The sequence below is a fragment of the Streptomyces poriferorum genome (assembly GCF_019399235.1).
Taxonomy (GTDB): domain Bacteria; phylum Actinomycetota; class Actinomycetes; order Streptomycetales; family Streptomycetaceae; genus Streptomyces; species Streptomyces poriferorum.
Genome location: NZ_JAELVH010000050.1, coordinates 1 through 19955 on the forward strand (window position 1 = coordinate 1; position 19955 = coordinate 19955).

The window sequence follows — 19955 nt, forward strand, 5'->3', positions numbered from 1 at the left end:
GTGGCGAGGCCCAGGGCGCAGGGGCAGGCGATGATCAGTACGGCGACGGCGGCCGTGAACGAGGCCGTCACGTCGTCCGTCACCAGCAGCCATGCCACCAGGGTGACCAGGGCGATCACCAGGACCACGGGGACGAACACCGCCGAGATCCGGTCCGCCAGCCGCTGGACCTCGGCCTTGCCGTTCTGCGCGTCCTCGACGAGCCGGGCCATCCGGGCCAGCTGGGTGTCGGCGCCGACCCGGGTCGCCTCGACGACGAGCCGGCCGGAGACGTTCACGGTGGCGCCGGTGACGGGGTCCCCGGGGCGCACGTCGACGGGGACGGACTCGCCGGTGAGCATCGACGCGTCCACCGCCGACGCGCCCTCGACGACCGTGCCGTCGGTGGCGACCTTCTCACCGGGGCGGACGACGAAGCGGTCACCGACGGCGAGCCGGCCCACAGGGACGCGTACCTCCGTACCGTCCCGCAGGGCCGCTACGTCCTTGGCGCCCAGGTGCATCAGCGCACGGAGAGCGGAACCGGCCTTCCGCTTGGACTTCGCCTCCAGATAGCGGCCCAGCAGGATGAAGGTGACGACCCCGGCCGCGACCTCCAGATAGATGGTGGAGGCCCCGTCGGCGCGGGAGACCGTGAAGTCGAAGCCGTGCCGCATGCCCGGCATTCCGGCGTCGCCGAGGAACAGGGCCCAGAGCGACCAGCCGAAGGCGGCGAGGGTCCCGACGGAGACCAGGGTGTCCATGGTGGCCGCGCCGTGCCGCAGGTTGGTCCAGGCGGCGCGGTGGAAGGGCAGCCCGCCCCAGATGACGACGGGGGCGGCGAGCGTGAGGGAGAGCCACTGCCAGTTGTCGAACTGGAGGGCCGGGATCATCGCGAGCAGCACCACGGGGGCGGCGAGGACGGCCGAGACGATGAGCCGTTGCCGCAGCGCGGCGAGAGCGGAGGCGGGGCCGCCGTCATCGGTGTCGGTGTCGGTGCCGGTCTCGGCGCCGCCGTCCGCAGCCGGGGCCGGGGCGAGGTCGCCGGCATCCGGTGGGGAGGCCGGTGCGGGGCCGTTGGCATCCGGCAGGGACGCTGCGGGCGCCGCTACGGGAGGCTTCGGGGCAGCGGGCGCCGGTGCGGGAGGCTTCGGGGCTGCGGGCGCCGGTGCGGGAGGCTTCGAGGCGCGGGGCGTCGGTGCCGGGCGGGGTACCGGTTTCGCCGTGTAGCCGGTCTTCTCGACCGTGGCGATCAGGTCCGCGAGGCCGGTTCCGGGGCCGAAGGAGACCCGGGCCTTCTCCGTCGCGTAATTGACGGTGGCGCTGACCCCGTCCATCCGGTTCAGCTTCTTCTCGACGCGGGCCGCGCAGGACGCGCAGGTCATCCCGCCGATCGTGAGCTCGGCCTGCGAGCTCTCCGCCGCCGCGGTCTCGACATCTGTTGCGCTGTGCATGTCCGAACTCCTGAAACGCCGACCGGGCCGTGCCCCACCAGTATCTGCTGGTCGGCCCGGCCCGGCGGCGAAGGGGTGATGCGGGTGCCGTGGATCCCGATGCGGTCAGGCCCGGCCGGTGAGCTCGTAACCCGCCTCGTCGACCGCGGCGCGCACGGCTTCGTCGTCCGGTGTGGTCCGGGAGACCACCGTCACCTGCCCGGTGGACGCCACGGCCTTCACCGAGGTGACACCCTCGACGGCGGAGATCTCCTCGGAGACCGCACCCTCGCAGTGCCCGCAGGTCATGCCGGTCACCTGGTAGACGGTGGTCACGCCGCCCTGCTCGGCGCCCGTGTCCGCGCTGTCGTGACAGGAGCCGCTGGGCGAGCAGCAGGAGCCGGTCGCCTGGGGGAGCTGGGTCTCGGCGGTCATCGTGTTCTCCTCTTCGACGAGCACAAATGGATGTGGCGGCAGGGGCCCAAGGGGACTCCGGGAAGGCCGGTGCGCTTCCACACTCACGACTATATACCCCTAGGGGGTATGAATGCGAGTGGTCCCCGGGGCTGTGGGCCAACCGGGTGAGCGGTGTTCACTCCCGCCGGCCCCGGTTGCCCGGGCGGGCGGCGACCCAGGTGCGGACGGTGTCCGCGTACCAGTAGGGCTTTCCGCCCTCCACGTGGTCCGGAGCCGGCAGGAGACCGTGCTTGCGGTAGGAGCGGACGGTGTCCGGCTGCACCCGGATGTGTGCGGCGATGTCCTTGTAGGACCAGAGCCTTCTGTCCGTCATACGTGCCACCTCTCTGCGCCGCGCCGCGCCGCAGCGGTGGCCCGGGGGGCCGGCGGGGGAGCTGCGGCACGGACGCTGTCGATCACTCAGCCTCTGGCCGGTGAACGAGGGTGACGGGAGGCGGGGTGGGCCTGTCGATCGCCTGTGACGGAAAACCCGCGTAACGGAGACATGCGTGACGAGGGGGTCACCACTGAGACAGAAGGAACACAAGTAACACGCGGGGCCAAAGGTGCACCCGGTGCCTGCGGGTCAAAGGTGCACCGGTGCCTGCGGGCCAAAGGTGCACCGGTGCGTGTCCAGTGGTCCGATGGCCTCAAACGCCTGGACGGCGCCGGGGGCGCGCCCGAGAGCCCCGGGCGCACCCGCCCGTCAGGCGTGCCAGAGCGCCGACCAGGTGTGCGGGCCGACGAGGCCGTCCGGGACGAGCGGCGGGTGGTCGGCCTGGAAGCGCTGGACGGCGGCGAGGGTCCGGGCCCCGAACACGCCGTCGACCGCCTCCCACGGCAGGTAGCGCCGGTTGGCGAGCATGCACTGCACCTGGGAGACGCGGTCGCCCTGTTCGCCGAAGGCGGTCAGCCCGTCCCCGTCGTAGAACGCGCAGACGGGGCTGGAGCCGGGCGGGGTCGCGTTGCTCTCGTCGGCTGCGGCGCCGGGCGCCACGGCGAGAGCGGTGGCCAGGACGAGCGCGGCCAGGGCCGAACCCTGGGCCGGGCGGCGGAACGGCGGAGTCGTACGGATCACGGTGGGGTACTCCTCGAACGATGCGGTGACGGTGGCCGGGTGCTTGGAGTGGCGGGCCCCGTCCTCTCTTCGGGGACAACACCGCGTACCGCCGTCACGTCACTCCCGGGACGGCCGCCGGGAACGGAAGCCGGGAGGAGTTCACACACTTGTCACCGAGGAGGGCGAGTGGACCGTACTGCCGTTGACCGGTGGCTGTACGGTGCACATCTCAGATGAGATCTTTGAACTGCTGGGCCGGAAGAGCGTGTTCAGCGGGGGGCCCGCCTTCGCGTACGTACCGCGTGACGCCCATGCACAGATCGCCTCCGGCGCAGGCGGCCGCTTCGCCCTGGCAGGAGCGAAGTGCGAGCGAAGCTCCCCGCTCGCTACGGCCCCCGCGCCGGAGGTATCCCGTCGAGCCCGCGCGGGTCGGCCTTCGCGGACTTCCGGGCAGCCCTCCTTCTGTCTACGCGGGTACCGAAACGGCAGACACAGTGTCGGGCCCCCCTTCGGCACGGGCGTGGTGGGATGTTGACGTAGGAGGGTGCTGGAGATCCTGGCCGGATCAGGGAGCGGCACCTCACCGACCGACGCCGCCACCTCTGAAGGAGAAACAGTATGAAGACCGTCAACCACTGGATCGGTGGCAAGACCGTCGAGGGCGCGTCGGGCAACTACGGCCCGGTCACCGACCCGGCCACCGGAGCCGTCACCACCCAGGTCGCGCTCGCCTCCCCGGACGAGGTCGACGCCGCGGTGGCCGCAGCGAAGGACGCGTACGCGACGTGGGGCACGTCGTCGCTGTCCGCCCGCACCGCGATCCTCTTCCGTTACCGCGCGCTGCTGGACGCCCACCGCGACGAGATCGCCGCGCTGATCACCGCCGAGCACGGCAAGGTGCACTCGGACGCGCTCGGTGAGGTCGCCCGTGGTCTGGAGATCGTCGAGCTGGCGTGCGGGATCACCACGCAGCTCAAGGGCGAACTGTCCACCCAGGTCTCCACCCGGGTCGACGTCTCCTCGATCCGCCAGTCGATCGGTGTCGTCGCCGGCATCACGCCGTTCAACTTCCCGGCCATGGTCCCGATGTGGATGTTCCCGCTGGCCATCGCCTGCGGCAACACCTTCGTCCTCAAGCCGAGCGAGAAGGACCCGTCGGCCGCCAACCTCCTTGCCGAGCTGGCCTCCGAGGCCGGTCTGCCGGACGGTGTCCTGAACGTCCTGCACGGTGACAAGGTCGCCGTCGACGGCCTGCTGAACCACCCGGACGTCTCCGTCGTCTCCTTCGTCGGATCGACCCCGATCGCCCGCTACATCCACGCCACCGCGTCCGCCAACGGCAAGCGCGTCCAGGCGCTGGGCGGTGCGAAGAACCACATGCTGGTCCTGCCGGACGCGGACCTCGACGCCGCCGCCGACGCCGCCGTCTCCGCCGCGTACGGATCCGCCGGTGAGCGCTGCATGGCGATCTCCGCCGTCGTCGCGGTCGCCTCCGTCGCCGACGACCTGGTCGCCCGCATCAAGGACCGCGCCGAGAAGATCAAGATCGGCCCCGGCAACGACCCGACGTCCGAGATGGGCCCGCTGATCACCGCCGTCCACCGCGACAAGGTCGCCTCCTACGTCACAGGCGCGGCCGCCCAGGGCGCCGACGTCGTACTCGACGGCACCGGCCACACGGTCGAGGGCTTCGAGGACGGCCACTGGATCGGGCTCTCGCTCCTCGACAACGTCTCCACCGACTCGGACGCGTACAAGGACGAGATCTTCGGCCCGGTCCTGTGCGTGTTGCGCGTCGAAACGTACGAGGAGGGCGTGGCGCTGATGAACGCCTCGCCGTACGGCAACGGCACCGCGATCTTCACCCGCGACGGCGGCGCCGCCCGCCGCTTCCAGCTGGAGATCGAGGCCGGCATGGTCGGCATCAACGTCCCGATCCCGGTGCCGGTGGGCTACCACTCCTTCGGCGGCTGGAAGGACTCGCTCTTCGGCGACCACCACATCTACGGCAACGACGGCGTGCACTTCTACACCCGTGGCAAGGTCACCACCACCCGCTGGCCCGACCCGGCCGACGCTCCCGCCGGCGTCGACCTGGGCTTCCCCAGCAACCACTGACCCGGGCGCGCACGGTCGCGAACAGAGCTGAAGGGCCACTCCCCCGGAGTGGCCCTTCAGCGGTTCCTGGCGAGGTCAGCGACCGGCTGCGCGCTCCGTGCCGGCCGCCTCCTCGATCATCCGCTCCATCGGTGCGACCGCGACCCGCCCCGAGACGGCGAACGCCAGCACCATCGCGGCCACCATGACCACGGTCCCGGCCCACACCATCGTCTCGACCGGCACGGTGTACGCCCCCACGGCCCGCACCACGCACTCGCCCAGCAGCGCCGCGCCCCACACCACGGAGAACCGCACCTCGGCCCGCCGGAACGCGTCCGACCCCGTCGAAAGTCGCTGGTACGCAGCAGACTTGGCGGCCTCGCCCCGTGTCAGCCACGGCCGCAGCCCCTCCGACAACATCGGCCGCCCGCGCAGTGCGGACACCAGGAACACCAGGCCGATGGTGCTGCTGATGCCGCTGTCCTTCAGCAGCATCAGCCGCGGGTCACCGGCCACCAGGCTCAGCAGCAGCCCCACCGCGTTGACGGTCACCATCAGCGCCGCGAGCCCGTTGAGCCGCCGGTCGCGCACCACACCCCACACGGTCCGCACACCCGGCACCACGCTGCTCCAGGCCAGCGCACCGAACGTGCCCATCCCCGCCGCCTTCAGCAGGTAGTACGAGGCGAGCGGCACTGCCACATCCACGAGCAGCGGCATCATGCTGTCCAGCAGGGCCCTGCGGGGCGAGAACGGAACGGCACCGGCCGGAACGCCGGCAACAGGTGCGGTGACGGTGGCGACCGGGCTGCTCATGACGGGTTCCTCCCGTATCGGCGAGGCCCTCGCGGCTCCCGCTCTCGATACGTAAAGACTGGCCGCCGGACCCGGGTCCCCGGCAGAGCCGGGTGTACTGATCTCCGTATGACGAATGTCAGTGCCCGGGCGTGACACGGATCGGCCGGCCTCAGGTGGGAGATATTGTCAAATCCTGTGGACTGATCGGACCGCCCAATGACCGGTCGGTCAAGCAAGCGGCTTGCGGTAACGGACGTACTCGTTCTGCCGCCGGAACCCCACACTCTCGTAAAGATCGTAGGACCGGTGCGGGTTTGACGTGCCCGTGAACAGCCGAGCGGTCGTTGCACCCTGTCCGCGAAGGCTCCGCAGCCCGTCCAGCAGCAGGGCCCGGCCGATTCCGAGGCGTTGCTGGTCCGTCCGGACACTCAGCTCTTCGACCTCGCCTACGGTGTGGTCGTGACGGCGGATGCTGCAGAGGGCGACGCCGACCATGTCCTGCCCGTTCCATGCAGCCCTCCAGCATGCCGGGTCGGCGGTGTCGACGAACTCCTGGAATGGCCATTTCTGCGTGAAGCCGGTGTTCGCATACGAATCGACGACCGTCCTCCAGGCTGCGCGGTAGTGGCTTGACTCGATCGGGCCCGTCCGTATCCCGGCTGGCAGTTCGCTGCCCCGCTCGGGCAACTGCTGCAGATCGCCCAGCTCCAGCTCGACCAGGCTGAAGACACGTCGGTAGCCGGTTGCGAGCAGAAGCGCCGTGGCGTCCTGCTCGGAGGCCATGGCGTTCGCGCCGATCACTGCCGTCCGCGCCGTTCCATGCTTTTTGACGAGCCGGCGGATCCGTTCTTCGGCCCAGCTCAGCATGGCTGAGCCGATGCCCTGGCGGCGATGCTCGGGCAAGAGGTAGCCGCGGTGCAGGTACAGCCACGTGTCGTCCCGCTCTTGCCACCATCGGATCGTCGAGTAGCCGACGACGCTCCCGTCATGCACCACCAGGATCTGGTTCTTGGACGGCTCCTCCAGCCTGGCAGAGGCTTCGGCGATCTCGGTCGCTGTCGGGAGCCCTTCCACAACCGAATGGGCGTCGGCCTGGTCCCGTTCAGCACAACCCAGCCGCACCGCGGCCATGGGGCCGTGGTCTTCGTCGCCGCGATACGGCTGGAACCCGAAGCCGACCGGAAGGTCCTGTCCTGGCACGCTATTCGACATGGTCGGATGATCTCGAACTTCGAGGCAGGCCTGCCACCCTATTCATGCCGCGGTCGTCTGCGGCCGTTCGACGAGTTGGCCGCGTTCGAAGCGGGCCCCGGCACGGACGAGGGCGACGAGGTGGGGTGCGTTCACGGCCCGCCAACGCTGCTGGGCGGACTCGACGAGCTTGAACACCATGGCCAAGGCGGCGGCCGCGCTGCCGGCGCCCTTGGTGACCTTCGTGCGCAGCCGGACGGTGGCGAACGTGGACTCGATGGGGTTCGTCGTGCGCAGATGGATCCAGTGCGCGGCGGGGAAGTCGTAGTACGCCAGCAGTTCGTCCACGTCATCGGTGATCTTCTTGACGGCCTTGGGCCACTTCGCGCCGTAGGTCTTCTCAAACGCCGCGACCGCCACGAGCGCATGGTCGCTGTCCTCGGCGTTGTATATCTCCTGCAGGGCCTTCTTCGCTCCCGACTGGGCGGACTTCGGGAGACTGTCGAGCACACTTGCGATCTTGTGAACCCAGCACCTCTGATGGCGGGTCTCGGGGAACACCTCGGCCAGAGCCTTCCAGAAACCGAGCGCGCCGTCGCCGACCGCCAGGACGGGAGCGCGCAATCCTCGCCGCCGGCAGTCGCGCAGCAGGTCGGCCCAGGAGTCGGCTGATTCGCGATAGCCGTCGCTCATGGCGATCAGCTCCTTGGTGCCGTCCGAGCGCACACCCATCAGCACGAGCACGCACGACTTCGCCTCCTGCAGGCGTATGCGCAGGTGGATGCCGTCGGCCCATGCGTAGACATAGTCGCTGCCGGACAGATCTCGCTCGCCGAACGCTTGGTGGTCGGCCTGCCACTGCTGGGTCAGCCGGGTGACCGTCGCCGGTGACAGACCCGCCGAGCTGCCGAGGAACTGCTCCAGGGCGGGCACGAAGTCGCCGGAGGACAGGCCGTGCAGGTAGAGCAGCGGCAGCACCTCGCTGATCTTCGGGGACTTGCGGCACCACGGCGGCAGGATCGCGGAGGAGAACCGCTTGCGCTCGCCCGTGGCCTCATCGACGCGCTTGTCGTTCACCCGTGGCGCCTTCACCTCGACCACGCCGGCCGCGGTGGTGACCTGCCGCGGCTGGTGGAAGCCGTTGCGCACCACCAGACGGCGTCCGTTGCCGTCGCGCTCACCGGCGAACTCGGCTATATAGGCGTTTACTTCGGCTTCCAGCGCGGCGGCCAGCATCCGCCGCGCGCCCTCTCGGACGATCTCGTCAATCAAGGAGGGGCCCTTGGCGGTGGTGCCGTCATCGTTCACTACGCTGAGCACGGATGTGCCTTCCCGGCCGGCGCTGCGAACACCGGTCTTGCTCGGTGACCTATCGATCAATCACCCGGGAAGGTACGTCCTCCCGAGCCGATCCACAGGTCCTGAGCATTGCTCGTCCTTGGGCCGCACGAATGGCTTTATCGAGCAGTAGCGACGTCACTTGTCGACGGGTTTAGGAGGCGTCCAGAACCACGGCCAGGCGGTGTTGACGAGTTCGGGAGGCGCCGGGCTTCTTGCCGGGACAGGGGTGCTCCTGTACGGGGACGGGCCACTTCGACCGCGGCACGGACTACGCTGACGTCATGTCACCGTCAGGCTGGACACGCCTCACCGAAGCGCACGGAGTGCGGCGCCGGCTGGCAATTGTGGGTGGACACGTCATCGGACGTCCTTTCCTGGTCTTGGCCCTTGTAGGTCTGGCCTTCCTCATCACCAGGTTCGGCAAGGACTTCCCCGTGCTCTACGGGATGACCCCCCTGGGCGCCTTTCTGATCTTCGGGAGCATGGGGCGCTACCGTCCGGCCAGCCCTGCAGTAGACAGCGCCGAGAACTCCCTGCCGCCCGACGACGAAACGAACTGACCGACAGCCGACACCGCAGTCACCGTTGATCTCCGGCAAACTTCAGCCCTCTAGCTCTGCCGGTCGCGGCTCTCCTGGATCTCGCCTGTCCGTGCCAGCCTGGGGCGTCCTGGTTGGCTGGTGGAGGGAGAGGGGGCAGGGTGAGGGGTACTGCGGTGCAGGTAAACAGCGACTTCAACGGTCGGTTGAAATGGCGCGCTCGCTATCTGATCCACAAGGCCCGTCGGCGGGGCAGGACCGGGCTGCTGTTGCAGGTGGACCTGCGTGATCCGCCCCGCAGCATGTCACTCAAGTGGTGCCTGGTGTCGGTCACCGAAAATGGAGAATGGCTCTGCAGCGTTGATCGGACCAGCATCAGAAAGGTTCGATTCATCCCTTTGCCCCCAGGGTCGCATCCACTGCGCTTTGAGGTCATGCGGTATCGCAAACGTCGCTGCACACAGGCCCAGCAGAACATTGTGCTTGGTCAGGGAGACATCCTTCTCGTGACGTGCGACCCGGTGCAGCCGAACGTCTTCTACCGGCGCAGTCCCGTGGTAGACACCTGGAGTGCGCAGATCCTTCAAGCGGATCCGAACGCTTGATCAGCTGAGGCTTGCCAGGGGCCAGCCCGATTTTCGCTTCTGCCACCACGTGTTTGGGCGGCCGCAGTCGCTCCGGTGCCGTCATTTCTGCTTGACATTCCCGGGCCTGGTGATCTCCAACTGACTCCGAAACCGGTCGACAAACGCTGTCCTCAGCAATCGACGAAGCCACACGAAGGTGCCCGCCGGCCAAAAGCAGGCAGGCGGGCACCGGGTGGCTGGTCAGAATGGGGCGAGTAGCCGAGTGCTACTCGTCACCCCCGAAAGATGCGCTCCATCCACCACGGGAGAAGTGGCATACGCCATCAGGCGTGATGCGAACCTGTGCGCCGAGCAGGGGCAACGAGCCCTCCGCGTTGAGGCGATTGCGGATGCGTTCCACGGTGGTCCACAGCTTCCGCGGCCCGCTCTGGTGCACCTCTGGCGGGTCGGTCCACACAGCGGATGCGCGGGCCCACGACCCGTCGGGATGGACGAGGCAGGCCGTCCGCGTCCGGTCGTCGCGTTCCTCGTAGGTGAGTTCCACGCCGGGCGCGGTGAGTTCCAGCATGGACCGCAGTTCCCAGGCGTTCGCTACGTCCACCACGGGATAGCGGCCCGTGCTCACCTCTTCCCCGTCCGTGGTCCGCGCGGCGGTCAACAGGTAGGTGAGTTCGGGCGGGTAGTCGTCCCCGGAGCGAGTGACCATGAAACCGGCCATGTCATGCTCCACGCGTCCGACGACATCGCCGTTGGCGTGCTTCCACCCGGTGACGATCAGGCAGGTTCGCCCGAGGGTCGTAGCGATGCGTCCACCAGGTGCCATCGCTCCGAGCAGCGGCCTCAGCCCCGTACCGGCGGGCAGACCGACCGTGGACACGATCCGGTCGTACGTACCCGGTACGTGCTCCGTCGCGTCGGCAGTGACGAAGTGGGGGTGGATGCCGAGTTCGGCCAGTCGTTCACCGGCAGCACGGGTCAGGTGGGAGTCCACATCCAGGCTGGTCACGTGCCGGTCCCCGATGCGCCGGGCCGCGTAGGCGGTGAGCCCGCCACTCCCGGTGCCCAGGTCCAGGACCGACAGCCCTTCCCCCAGGCGTCCATGCCGGAGCATGCGCACCACGAGGCTCGGCATCGTTGCCGATGACGTGGGCCGACCGTGCGCCCGATCCCCGATGCGGGCATGGTCGGCGTGCAGAGCGCCAACCCTGGTGATCAGCGACCGGTCCGAGTACGCCACTTGCAACCACCTCCCCGGATCACTGGAACCGTCACGCAGCACCCATCCCGAGCTGTCCGCGTCTCTCTCCCACCATCGAGGGACCAGCTGATGACGGGGCACGCTTGCCACCATCGCCAGCCACCGGGAATCGGGGTCCGTCACCGAGTCCGCGAGTCCTGCCGCAGGCTTGTGCCAATCCATGATGCCCAGCCTCTCAGTACTTGGGCCCACAGGCGGTAGTGCTCGCAGGGTCGCAATCACCGCTGTCGTCCGGTGAGCAGGCGTTCCGGGCGGGCAGCGGAATCCGCGCGGCGAGGTCAGCCCAAGCCTCTCCACCGAGCAGCTCCGCCAACCGGTTCTCCCGCACATTCCCCGCCGGGAAGTCCCGTGCCAGCACGCACCCGGCAAGGTCCCCGTTCGGAAGGACGGCAGCGCGCCCGCGTGTGCACCTCCCGCACATCTCATCCAGCGTCGGTGACTGCCCCCGGCAACAGAGCCCGGCCGACTGCCCGCGCCCTGTCCACGTTGATCCGGGTCACGCCCATGGATCGCAGCTCGGCACGCGCTTCGGCGATGCGTTGCCCCGGCAGGACTTCCACGATCCCAGCCCGGACAGTGGCGCCCCGCTCCACCGCCTCACGGATGTTGCGTCGCGTTCGGACGTAACTCCCGTTCCGCCCTGTGATCTTGTCGTGCTCGGCGGCCTCGTCGCTGTAGTAGCTGGTCCCCAGCGTCACCGCCGGATGCGTGAACAGCTCCCACCACTGCTCGTGGACCGCGTACAGGTTGCTGTACACCTCCACATGCCGCCCGAGCGACAGCGCGTATTCGGTGAGAGCCCGCCAGTGCGGGTGAACCGTCGGTTCTCCGCCGATGAGCTGAATCGTGCGGATACCCAACATGGCGGCATCGAAGATGACCGCGCGCCAGTCGTCGAGGGACATAACCCCGTGGCTTGCCTGGGGGCTGGACTCCGACAGGCAATGCGTACAGGCGAGTTGACACTTTCCCGTGATCTCCAGTTCAAGCGACTGGAGGCCGCCAGCCACCTCACGGGTGGATCGTTCGACGAATGTGGTCATGCTGCATTCCTCTCTCTGATGAGTGGTGCACTGCATTCACTGACCCGCATGACGAAGCCAAGCGGGAAGTCCTTGGCGATGGCCCTGCCCGCCGCAGCATCTACGGAGGCGGGCAGGGCCACGGGTTGAACTTGGCGACCAGGCTCCTGATTCAGCGCGGGAGCTTCTCGCCGCGCCGCTGGTAGGCGACATGCCGGGCCAGGGCATCGAGCTGTCGGCAGTGGTACTCGGTGCCCGGTGAGAGCCGCCGCAGTTGCGCTTCCCAGGGCTGGCCGCCCGGCCTCACGACGATGGCATGGGCACCGAGGGCCCGGATCACCATGCAAGGCAGTTCCTTGACCCGGTCGAAGACAACCTGCCCCGCCTTCAACTGCCGCCAACAGGTGAAGGTTTGAGTGGAGTAGGGGACTTCAGGGGCGTGCTTGCGATCCGGCTGCGCAGTCAGCACGGCGGTCGCGTCGGTTTCTCGGCCGTTCACCCCGACCTCCCGAAGCGCCGCCGGTCGTTCTCGTCGCGGACGCGGGCCCGAAGGTCCTGAAGTACTGGGCTGTCGGCCCCTGCGCGAGGGCGTTCCTCGTGTGTCCCTTCCGGGCCAGGAGGGTTGGGCTGGTCAGGGCACCCGTTCGCGCCACACTCGCAAGCCGGGTAGGTGAGCGGCGATCGGTGCACCGGAAGATCCGGCCCCTCCCACTCCTCAGGGTTCATCACCGCACCATCACCCCGTGGATGACGCGAGGGCCCACGTCGATGCCGCAGGTAGCCAGCCACAGGGCCCGTCGCCGTTCTCGCCGCATCCTGTTCTCTGCACGCTCCCAGCGGTTGTAGGCAGCTTGGGAGTAGGGCCCATCGGGCGGTCGCGGAGTCATGCCGACCGGCATAGCGGCTCGGCACAGCAAGAGGCACCGGGGGGCGGTCATGGCGGGCGGGAATGCCGGCAGGGGCGGCGTCTGTGATGCCGACGGATCCCGTCGGCGTAATCCCAGGAGCAGGAAGACCGGTTCGAATATCCGGGCGATAAGGTTGTGCATGTCGACGCTCCTTCAAAGCGTTGGCCATGCCCCCGGACCGTTTCAGCGGTCGCGGGGGTTTCTTCACACCGCGAGTAGTTACTCAGCGCCGCATCTCGAAACGCTCAGTAATTCTGGGACTAGAGTGCTCTGCGCTCGCGCATTGCGCAAGTGACTCTTTGGAACTTGTTCCATGATCTTTTACTCTCGCTACAATCGCCGATGTAGACCCAACTGAGGGGTAGTCATGGCCGCATCACGTCCGACAGTCCGTCGTCGCCGCCTTGCTGCACTGCTGGTTGACCTTCGAGAGCGAGCGGGCAAGACCCCGGAGATGGCAGCCGAACGCATCGGTTGCCACCGAACGAAGATCAATCGCATCGAGAACGCACGTCTCGGCGTCTCTCTGGGAGAGCTACGGGACTTGCTGACGTTCTACGGAGTGGAAGACGCGGCGCAGGTCGAAGAAGCCGTTGCCCTCGCTCAGCGAAGCCGTGAACCGGGTTGGGTGCAGCGCGCGGGACTGGCACGCCCCTCGTACGCAGACTTCATCGACTACGAGCGAACGGCCGACTACATCCGTTCCTTCCAGAACAGCTTGATCGCGGGTCTGTTGCAGACTCCCGACTACGCGAAGGCAGTCCTGTCCACGTCCCCCTCCACGCTGGAACAAGACGAGGTTGAAGCGCTCGTAACGGCCCGGATCAAGCGCCAAGAGGTACTGCAACGCCCCGAACCGCCCCGGATGTGCGTCATCGAGGGAGAGTCTGCGCTCCGGCTCCAGGTGGGCGGAGCCCAGGTGATGCGGAAGCAGCTTGAACACCTGATGACGATGGCGGAGCGCCCGAGCGTTGAAGTCCAGGTCATCCCCGACAGTGCGGGCGCCCATGCTGGATTGGCCGGATCGTTCGTCCTCTTCGGCTTCCCCAACCCGTCCTTCTCCGAGGTCGTCTGCGTCGAGCACCGGACCGGGACGCTCTACATGGAGACGCCGGAGGAGACGGGCGAATATACGCTCATCTTCGACTCGTTGCGCTCCATCGCATTGAGCCCCAGAGACAGCCTCGACTTGATCGCCAAAGTGCGACAGGAGCTGTAGCAGCATGGAACCAGGAAAGGTAGTGAGGGATGAGCACCCCCAAGCTTGAGGCCACCACGTGGCGCAAGAGCAGTTACAGCGGCCAGGGCGGCGACTGCGTCGAGGTGGCGGACGGGGTTTCCGGCATCGTGCCAGTGAGGGACAGCAAGGACGCCACCGGACCCGTGGTCTCCTTCAGCGGTCACAGCTGGTCAGCATTCATCGCTGACGTGAAGGCGGCACGTGGCAGCCGCTGACCATCGCCCCGGCGGCTATATCGGCAGGCGAGGCGGGGTGCGTCGTACGGCGACGGTGTAGTCGTGCCCGCCGGCCAAAGGCAGGCAGGCGGGCACTCGCCGGGCGCCTCTCGTGAGGCCAGACGTCCGGACTCGGTGGATAGGGCTCCCGGCCCGGAGCAGCGGTGGTCTTACGATTGGTGCCAGACCTCCCCCGGAGCGGTGCCCCGGCAGGTGCCCGTGATCTCTCCGGTGTTGAAGAACAGAGCCCAGCAGCCTCAACGCCCGCGATGCGTATCGCCCGCTCGCGCTTCTCGGCCTTGTGTGTTCACAATCGGGCACCGAGCGACCCTGCCGTGGGGCGCCCCTCATTCTGCGCATTCACCGAACTCGCGAGATTCTCTCCGGCATTCAGGGCCACCGCGGCTGCTCCGTAGAGCCGTGCGAACACTCCGGAGCCGTCCGGGGACGGGTGGCGGCCGCTGACGCGGAGGTGAGGATGAGGAAGCTGGCGACCGCATGGAGTAGAGCCGGGACGGCGCAGGAGATCCGGAGTTGGCTCCTCAGAGCCTCGTAGTACTCGGGCTTGGTGAGCTCCACCCTGGCACTGTGCTGAGGGTCCGCAGTCTTGTCCCAGTAGGTGTAGAAGTAGCCTGACGCGTCTGCTTGTGCGTCCTCGGCCGTTCCGGCGCCGGTTGCAATGCCAAGCGCGGCCAGGCAGATGATGAACGCGTAGGTGAGCTTGAGGGCGGGTGGCAGCAGAAGAACATACCTGATCAACCGGTCGGTGTTGTCCCGGCTCAGGAGCTGGGTCGCGGCGCCGCTGGTGAAGGCACAGATGAACGCAACGGCGAAGACCGGGAAAAATGAGACGAACAAGCCCGCTACGAGCCACTTTGGCACGGTGTACTCACCGGGCAGCCAGGTCGAGGCCATACACAACAGAGCGGCCCCGGAGAGCGCCAACGCCAGCCCGAAATGCACCCTGTAGCTGCCTCGCAGCTCCCTCATGCTGGATTCCCCCTGAAAGCCCCTGGACGGTGCACCATAGCCTGGAGCGCATCCGCAGTCACGAAGTGCCCTGATTGGGCGGCTTGAGGGCTATGAACACGGCTTGACATGGATCAAGCCGAGCTTCCTGTGGATGATGTACCGCTGCGGCTGGGCGGCGAAGGAGGGCCAGGAGACCGTCCTGGCCGTCGAGATTACCCGCGAGGGCTTCGACTGGGCGCTGGCCAACGCCGAACTCTCGCATTACGAGCGGGGCGTACACCCCGACCGGGCCACCTGGCAGCGCAAGCTGCGCCACGCCCCGGCCCGCGTCCAGTGGGACCCGGAGCGCGACCTGCACCTGAACCGGCTCCCGTACCGCTCCCTCCAGCTGGGCCTCGCAGGGGAGGCGTCGCGGCGGTACGCGGACGAGTGGACGGTGACGATCCGCGACGTCACCCCGCTGGCCCGGGAGATCCACGAACTGGTGCGGGCGGGCCGGGACGACGAGGCGGGCCGGCTGCTGCCGGACGAGCGGGTCTACCCGGCGCCCGCGGGGGCCCCGGGAGCAGGATGAATCACGTTTCCCCTCCGCCTGCCCGGTGAGCGACGCCTCGATCACTTGGAGCAGAGGGAATGAGTTCGCCGCATTGAGGTGCATTGAGGTGATTGCTCATGCCGCCCGCGATGCGGGTGGCTGCGGACCTGGAGATCCGGCATCCTGCCGGTGGGGGAGAGCAAGGACGCCTGTGGGCCCGTCGTCGCCTTCAGCAAGGCGCAACTGGTCGGCGTTCATCGCTGATGTGAAGGGTGGCGCCCGCTGCCCCGCGCCCTGGGGCATATCGGCGATGAGTCGGCGCGACGCTCCGGTTGCGGGCGTGTCCGCCGGCCGGAGCCAGTCAGGCGGACGTTCCCGAGCGTGACCGTCACTGTCGCTCGGCCGCGACGACGCGGGGCGGCCATGTCTGCCTGGTCGTCCACTCCGGGTTCTTCGACACGGGTGGCAGCCAGAGGGGCTGCGGATCACGACGGCCCGGGCTGGGGATCCTCGCCGTCGTAGGCGGCCAGCGCAGCTTGGCGACATTCCAGCAGGTCGTCAAGGTTCTCGTAGGACACGTGCTCGTGGGCCAGTGCCACCATCGCCTTCGCCTCGACCGAGGCCCATGCGTGCCGGGCGCGTTTGTTGGCACGGCGCCTGGTGTCGCTGTGCAGGAAACCCGCTCCCGCCGCGAACCCGGCAGAGGCGAGGGCGGCGAGGGCGGCGGGAACGCGCACATCCGCCGAGGCCAGTCCTGCCGCTCCCGCCGTTCCCGCGAGCAGGGCTGCGGGGAAGCCGAGGGCAATGTCCGTCTTGGCCCAGAACTCGGCCCGGCGGTGCGCGAGTTGGCTCTGGCGCGTCGCCTCGTCCCTCATCCGCTCGATCTCGGCACGCAGGCGCTGCGCGAGATCGTCCGGGCCCAGGTGCGTGCTTCCGTCAGTGGAATTGACCATAGAGATATTCCAACACGGCTTTACAGAACGGTACTTGGTGCGCTCGGACAGCCTTCGGCTGTGTTGGGCGTGAGCTTCCTACAAGGGTGCGCCACTGAACCGTTGAGCTGATCTTGTTGGCGTGGTGGCAGGCCATAACAGCCCTCGGCATCTTCAAGGCCATGGGCTCGGCTTGATCGGATCAAGCCGAGCTTCCTGCGGATGAGGTGCCGCTGCGGCTCGGCGGCGAAGGAGGGCCAGGAGACGGTCCTGGCCGTCGAGATCACCCACGAGGGCTTCGACTGGGCGCTGGCCAACGCCGGACTCCGCAGGGGAGGGCCGCCCGGTCAGTGAGCGATGCCGTCGATCAGTTCGCGCGCGCCCTGACGCAGGAGGGCCACGGCCACGGAGGTGCCGAGGGTGGCGGGGTCGAGGCGGCCGGCCCACTCGTGGGCGTTGAGGACCGTCTTGCCGTCGGGGGTGAAGACCTTGGCCCGGAGCGAGAGTTCGCCGTTGCCCTCCACCTGTGCGTACCCGGCGATCGGCGAGTTGCAGTGGCCCTGCAGAACGTGGAGGAACATCCGCTCGGCGGTGGTCTCGCGGTGGGTGGCAGGGTCGCCGAGTGCACTCACCAGGTCGATGAGTTCGGCGTCACCCTCGCGGCACTGGAGGGCCAGGACCCCCGCGCCGATCGGTGGGCACATGGCCTCCGGCGACAGGATCTCGGTGATCACGTCGGTACGGTCGATGCGCTCCAGGCCGGAGACCGCCAGCAGAAGCGCGTCGGCCTCCCCGGCGGCGAGCTTCTCCATGCGGCGGTTCGCGTTGCCGCGCATCGGTACGCAGTCCAGGTGCGGGTGCGACGCCGCCAGTTGGGCGGATCGTCGCACGGAAGAGGTGCCGATCCGGGTGCCGGGCGGGAGCTGGTCGAGCCGGACTCCGGCCGGGTGGACCAGGGCGTCCCGGATGTCGTCGCGCTTGAGGAACGCCGCGAAGGTGGTCCCGGCGGGCAGGGGCCGGTCGGCGGGGATGTCCTTGACGCAGTGCACGGCGAGGTCGGCGTCACCGGCGAGCAGCGCCTGGTCGACCTCCTTGGTGAACGCGCCCTTGCCCTCGACCGCGCTCAGGTCGCCCATCCATTTGTCGCCGGTGGTCTTGACCGGGACGACCTCGGTGCGGGTGCCGGGGTGAAGCGCGGCCAGTTCGGCGCGCACCCGCTCCACCTGAGCGAGGGCCATGGGCGAGTCGCGGGACACGATGCGGATCAGATCAGGGGCCGACATGGCTTCGATGATAGTCCGTCAGGTGTGGCGGAGAGGTCCCGCCGCTCTGTGGGCCTTCGCATGAGGAAGCCTTGACCTCAACCGCAATTGAGGGGCCAGGGTCGTCCGCATGGACAGCCAGACACTGCGCACCGAGATCCGGACCCTGACCGACCGGGCCGAGATCGCCGACCTGTTCGACCGCTATCTGCGGTCCCTGGACGACCGCGAGTTCGACGAGGGGTGGGCCGCCTCGTTCTTTACCGAGCAGGCCAGTACCGCGACGCCCGCAGGGCAGGTACGAGGGCGCCATGCCGTCCTGGAGAACGTACGCACCGCGATGCGCCTTTTCGATGGCACCGTGCACTTCGGTTCGAACTATGTCATCGAGGTGAGGGGTGACCGTGCCACTCTGCGCGGTAACCAGCTCAGCACCCATGTCCTCGCCGGTGACGGCGGCTTGTTCCTTTCCGGGGGCCGCACGGACAACGAGCTGGTGCGGACCGCTGATGGCTGGCGCCTGCACCGCGCCGACCTGCACATCACATGGATCCAAGGCAATCCGCCGGCGCTGCCGCCCGAGCTCACCGGACCGCGCTGAGGGGGCCCTGCGCGTCGACCGGTTCGGGCGCCGCCGTGTGCACGCCGGCGGTGCCCGGGCTGCCGCGCCGGGCGGGCGGCGCGAAACGCCCCGGTCGAGCGACTCCTGGTGAATCATGGTGTTGAGGTACGGGGTGTGGCGGGCGGCCGAGGGGGAGCAGGATGATTTCCGAGCCGGAGATGGCGGGGGAGTTCGACGCACCTTACGCACGCGAAGTGCTGGTCCATTCCGGCCCGCAGGCCGCGGGAGACCTCCCGCCGCGAGCTAGGAGGCCCGGGGGCAAGTGGCTGTGGGCGCTCGGCGGGGCCGTGGTGGCGTCGGCTGTGTGGGGCGCGGTGCTGTTCTCGGACGGACCGCGTGACGGGGCGCCGGACATGCACGGGTACCAGTTGGGCCAGGACCCCTGCGGGGCCGTGGGGCTGAAGTCCATCGGGGCGGCGATCTCGCCGAGAGAGCCGGCGGAACGGTTCGAAGCGGAGATGCTGCGGCACGACGCCCTCGACCGGGCTCAGTGCTCCATCCCGCTACGGTCCGAGAGCGGACAGAAGCGGCCGGACAAGGGCTGGACTGTCGGCTACACCGTCAGGGTCGAGATCGCCCTGCACAAGAAGACCGACCCGGGCGCCGAGTTCGAGGCCGAGCGGAACGCGACCGATCTCGGCGTCGAGCCGGGCACCGCGGTCGAGGCGGTTCCGGAGCTCGGCGACAAGGCGTACCTGCTCTCCCCGGAGAGCGGGGAGCTGGAGCTGCGGGTGCTGGAGGGTGGGGCTGTTCTCTCGCTGCGCTTGTCGCCCTACACCGCGTTCGAAGGTGACGGGCAGCTGCCCGACGACGCGGCGGAACTGCCGGACCTGGCCCCCCACAAGGCCGCCATGATCAGCGACATGCGCGACCTCATGACCGACCTCAAGAGCTGAAGTCCCGCTCACCGCGCCGCCCCGAACCTCCACACGGTGCACCGGCACCGGACACGCCGCACTACTGCGCCGCCCCGAACCCCCACGTCAGCATCGCGAAGCGCCCGTCGTCCGCCGCACCCGCCGAGCGGTACGTCGCCTGCGCGGCCTCGTTGTCGAGGTCCACGCCGACCCACATGTCGTAGCAGCCCCGGTCCTCGGCCACCGCCGCCAGCGCCCGCGTCAGGCGCGGCCGATGCCCCGCCGGCGGTAGGGCGCGTCGACGGCGAGTTCGTACAGGCACATCTCCGCGCCCTTGTCCGGGTGCAGCATCTCGATGCCGGACACGAAGCCCGCCGGGACGCCCGCCACGTACGCGATCACCATCAGATGACCGTCCGCGGCGAGGAAGCGGGCCGCCCATTCCGTGCGTGCCGGGCCGTCGTAGAGGTGCTGGGCCGCTTCGAGTTCGGCGACGGTCGTGGCGCGCCGGATTTCCACCGGGTTGTCCATGGAACGCCCTTCGGGAATCGGGCCGGGCCGCGCGGTGGGCATACCGCGAGCGGAGTACGCCGGGGGAGCGCCGTACGCCTTGAGGAGGCCGGGCACTTCCGCCTGACGGCAGCGTAC

At 68.7% G+C, this 19955-nt stretch carries 22 protein-coding genes and 3 pseudogenes; 10 read left to right on the forward strand and 15 right to left on the reverse strand.

Features of this window, described 5'->3' with window-relative positions; genetic code table 11:
- The 4 genes from JGS39_RS11690 to JGS39_RS11705 all read right to left on the reverse strand — a co-directional run.
- The coding region (locus JGS39_RS11690) for a heavy metal translocating P-type ATPase (protein ID WP_219568790.1) at positions 1-1433 on the reverse strand (1433 nt) is incomplete at its 3' end.
- Between the two features lie 105 nt (positions 1434-1538).
- Positions 1539-1847, reverse strand: coding sequence for a heavy-metal-associated domain-containing protein (locus JGS39_RS11695; RefSeq protein WP_219568792.1), 309 nt, complete (start codon positions 1845-1847; stop codon positions 1539-1541).
- Positions 1848-2004: 157 nt separating this feature from the next.
- The gene (locus JGS39_RS11700) at positions 2005-2202 is read right to left on the reverse strand and encodes a helix-turn-helix transcriptional regulator (protein WP_219568794.1); all 198 of its coding nucleotides are present in this window, start codon (positions 2200-2202) and stop codon (positions 2005-2007) included.
- Positions 2203-2574: 372 nt separating this feature from the next.
- Positions 2575-2946: a peptidoglycan-binding domain-containing protein gene (locus JGS39_RS11705; RefSeq protein ID WP_219568795.1), complete on the reverse strand. Its 372-nt coding sequence runs from the start codon at positions 2944-2946 to the stop codon at positions 2575-2577.
- A gap of 121 nt (positions 2947-3067) precedes the next feature.
- On the opposite strand from JGS39_RS11705, the pseudogene JGS39_RS11710 reads away from it, so the two are divergent.
- Together JGS39_RS11710 and mmsA are read left to right on the forward strand one after the other, a co-directional pair.
- Positions 3068-3337: pseudogene (locus tag JGS39_RS11710) on the forward strand (5-deoxy-glucuronate isomerase); the annotation flags it as partial.
- 209 nt (positions 3338-3546) lie between these two features.
- Positions 3547-5046, forward strand: coding sequence for a CoA-acylating methylmalonate-semialdehyde dehydrogenase (gene mmsA, locus JGS39_RS11715; protein WP_219568797.1), 1500 nt, complete (start codon positions 3547-3549; stop codon positions 5044-5046).
- A 75-nt stretch (positions 5047-5121) separates the two neighbouring features.
- Here mmsA and JGS39_RS11720 read toward each other — a convergent pair whose 3' ends face one another.
- The 3 genes from JGS39_RS11720 to JGS39_RS11730 form a co-directional block, all read right to left on the reverse strand.
- Positions 5122-5844 (reverse strand): VC0807 family protein, encoded by a 723-nt coding sequence (locus JGS39_RS11720; protein ID WP_219568799.1) that lies wholly within the window; start codon positions 5842-5844, stop codon positions 5122-5124.
- 210 nt (positions 5845-6054) lie between these two features.
- Entirely contained in the window at positions 6055-7038 is a 984-nt protein-coding gene (locus tag JGS39_RS11725) for a GNAT family N-acetyltransferase (protein ID WP_219568801.1), read from the reverse strand.
- 42 nt (positions 7039-7080) lie between these two features.
- Positions 7081-8337, reverse strand: a complete 1257-nt coding sequence (locus JGS39_RS11730) for an IS256 family transposase (protein ID WP_219568802.1) — start codon at positions 8335-8337, stop codon at positions 7081-7083.
- 401 nt (positions 8338-8738) lie between these two features.
- On the opposite strand from JGS39_RS11730, the gene JGS39_RS40775 reads away from it, so the two are divergent.
- Together JGS39_RS40775 and JGS39_RS11740 are read left to right on the forward strand one after the other, a co-directional pair.
- Positions 8739-8918 (forward strand): hypothetical protein, encoded by a 180-nt coding sequence (locus JGS39_RS40775; protein WP_236063096.1) that lies wholly within the window; start codon positions 8739-8741, stop codon positions 8916-8918.
- 155 nt (positions 8919-9073) lie between these two features.
- Positions 9074-9502 carry a hypothetical protein gene (locus tag JGS39_RS11740; RefSeq protein ID WP_306082013.1) on the forward strand — a complete coding sequence of 143 codons (429 nt, stop codon included), beginning with the start codon at positions 9074-9076 and terminating at the stop codon, positions 9500-9502.
- A gap of 247 nt (positions 9503-9749) precedes the next feature.
- Here JGS39_RS11740 and JGS39_RS11745 read toward each other — a convergent pair whose 3' ends face one another.
- The 4 genes from JGS39_RS11745 to JGS39_RS11755 form a co-directional block, all read right to left on the reverse strand.
- On the reverse strand, positions 9750-10904 hold the full coding sequence (locus tag JGS39_RS11745) for a methyltransferase domain-containing protein (protein WP_219568805.1): 1155 nt from the start codon (positions 10902-10904) through the stop codon (positions 9750-9752).
- Positions 10905-10917: 13 nt separating this feature from the next.
- A complete protein-coding gene (locus JGS39_RS41630; RefSeq protein ID WP_308120336.1) occupies positions 10918-11163 on the reverse strand; it encodes an SPASM domain-containing protein in 246 nt (81 codons plus the stop codon).
- A 1-nt stretch (position 11164) separates the two neighbouring features.
- Complete coding sequence (locus JGS39_RS11750) at positions 11165-11785, reverse strand: radical SAM protein (RefSeq protein WP_308120337.1); 621 nt, start codon at positions 11783-11785, stop codon at positions 11165-11167.
- A gap of 151 nt (positions 11786-11936) precedes the next feature.
- Positions 11937-12263 carry a hypothetical protein gene (locus JGS39_RS11755; protein ID WP_219568806.1) on the reverse strand — a complete coding sequence of 109 codons (327 nt, stop codon included), beginning with the start codon at positions 12261-12263 and terminating at the stop codon, positions 11937-11939.
- A gap of 776 nt (positions 12264-13039) precedes the next feature.
- Here JGS39_RS11755 and JGS39_RS11760 point away from each other — a divergent pair.
- Positions 13040-13891 carry a helix-turn-helix domain-containing protein gene (locus JGS39_RS11760; RefSeq protein ID WP_219568807.1) on the forward strand — a complete coding sequence of 284 codons (852 nt, stop codon included), beginning with the start codon at positions 13040-13042 and terminating at the stop codon, positions 13889-13891.
- Between the two features lie 29 nt (positions 13892-13920).
- Positions 13921-14127, forward strand: coding sequence for a DUF397 domain-containing protein (locus JGS39_RS11765; RefSeq protein WP_219568808.1), 207 nt, complete (start codon positions 13921-13923; stop codon positions 14125-14127).
- A gap of 390 nt (positions 14128-14517) precedes the next feature.
- Here JGS39_RS11765 and JGS39_RS11770 read toward each other — a convergent pair whose 3' ends face one another.
- Positions 14518-15117 (reverse strand): hypothetical protein, encoded by a 600-nt coding sequence (locus JGS39_RS11770; RefSeq protein ID WP_219568809.1) that lies wholly within the window; start codon positions 15115-15117, stop codon positions 14518-14520.
- Between the two features lie 70 nt (positions 15118-15187).
- On the opposite strand from JGS39_RS11770, the gene JGS39_RS11775 reads away from it, so the two are divergent.
- Positions 15188-15673: a DUF4291 domain-containing protein gene (locus tag JGS39_RS11775; protein ID WP_219568821.1), complete on the forward strand. Its 486-nt coding sequence runs from the start codon at positions 15188-15190 to the stop codon at positions 15671-15673.
- A gap of 446 nt (positions 15674-16119) precedes the next feature.
- On the opposite strand, the gene JGS39_RS11780 is transcribed toward JGS39_RS11775, so the two are convergent.
- A complete protein-coding gene (locus JGS39_RS11780) occupies positions 16120-16587 on the reverse strand; it encodes a hypothetical protein (RefSeq protein WP_219568810.1) in 468 nt (155 codons plus the stop codon).
- A 168-nt stretch (positions 16588-16755) separates the two neighbouring features.
- Between JGS39_RS11780 and JGS39_RS11785 the strand changes: the two are divergent.
- Positions 16756-16893 (forward strand): annotated as a pseudogene (locus JGS39_RS11785) (DUF4291 family protein); the annotation flags it as partial.
- A gap of 20 nt (positions 16894-16913) precedes the next feature.
- On the opposite strand, the gene hemC reads toward JGS39_RS11785, so the two are convergent.
- Positions 16914-17849 (reverse strand): hydroxymethylbilane synthase, encoded by a 936-nt coding sequence (gene hemC, locus JGS39_RS11790; protein ID WP_219568812.1) that lies wholly within the window; start codon positions 17847-17849, stop codon positions 16914-16916.
- Positions 17850-17958: 109 nt separating this feature from the next.
- Here hemC and JGS39_RS11795 point away from each other — a divergent pair, with 109 nt between their 5' ends.
- On the forward strand, positions 17959-18429 hold the full coding sequence (locus JGS39_RS11795) for a nuclear transport factor 2 family protein (protein ID WP_219568813.1): 471 nt from the start codon (positions 17959-17961) through the stop codon (positions 18427-18429).
- Positions 18430-18590: 161 nt separating this feature from the next.
- Entirely contained in the window at positions 18591-19346 is a 756-nt protein-coding gene (locus JGS39_RS11800; RefSeq protein WP_219568814.1) for a hypothetical protein, read from the forward strand.
- Between the two features lie 61 nt (positions 19347-19407).
- On the opposite strand, the pseudogene JGS39_RS11805 reads toward JGS39_RS11800, so the two are convergent.
- Positions 19408-19826, reverse strand: a pseudogene (locus JGS39_RS11805) (GNAT family N-acetyltransferase).
- Positions 19827-19955 lie beyond the last annotated feature (129 nt).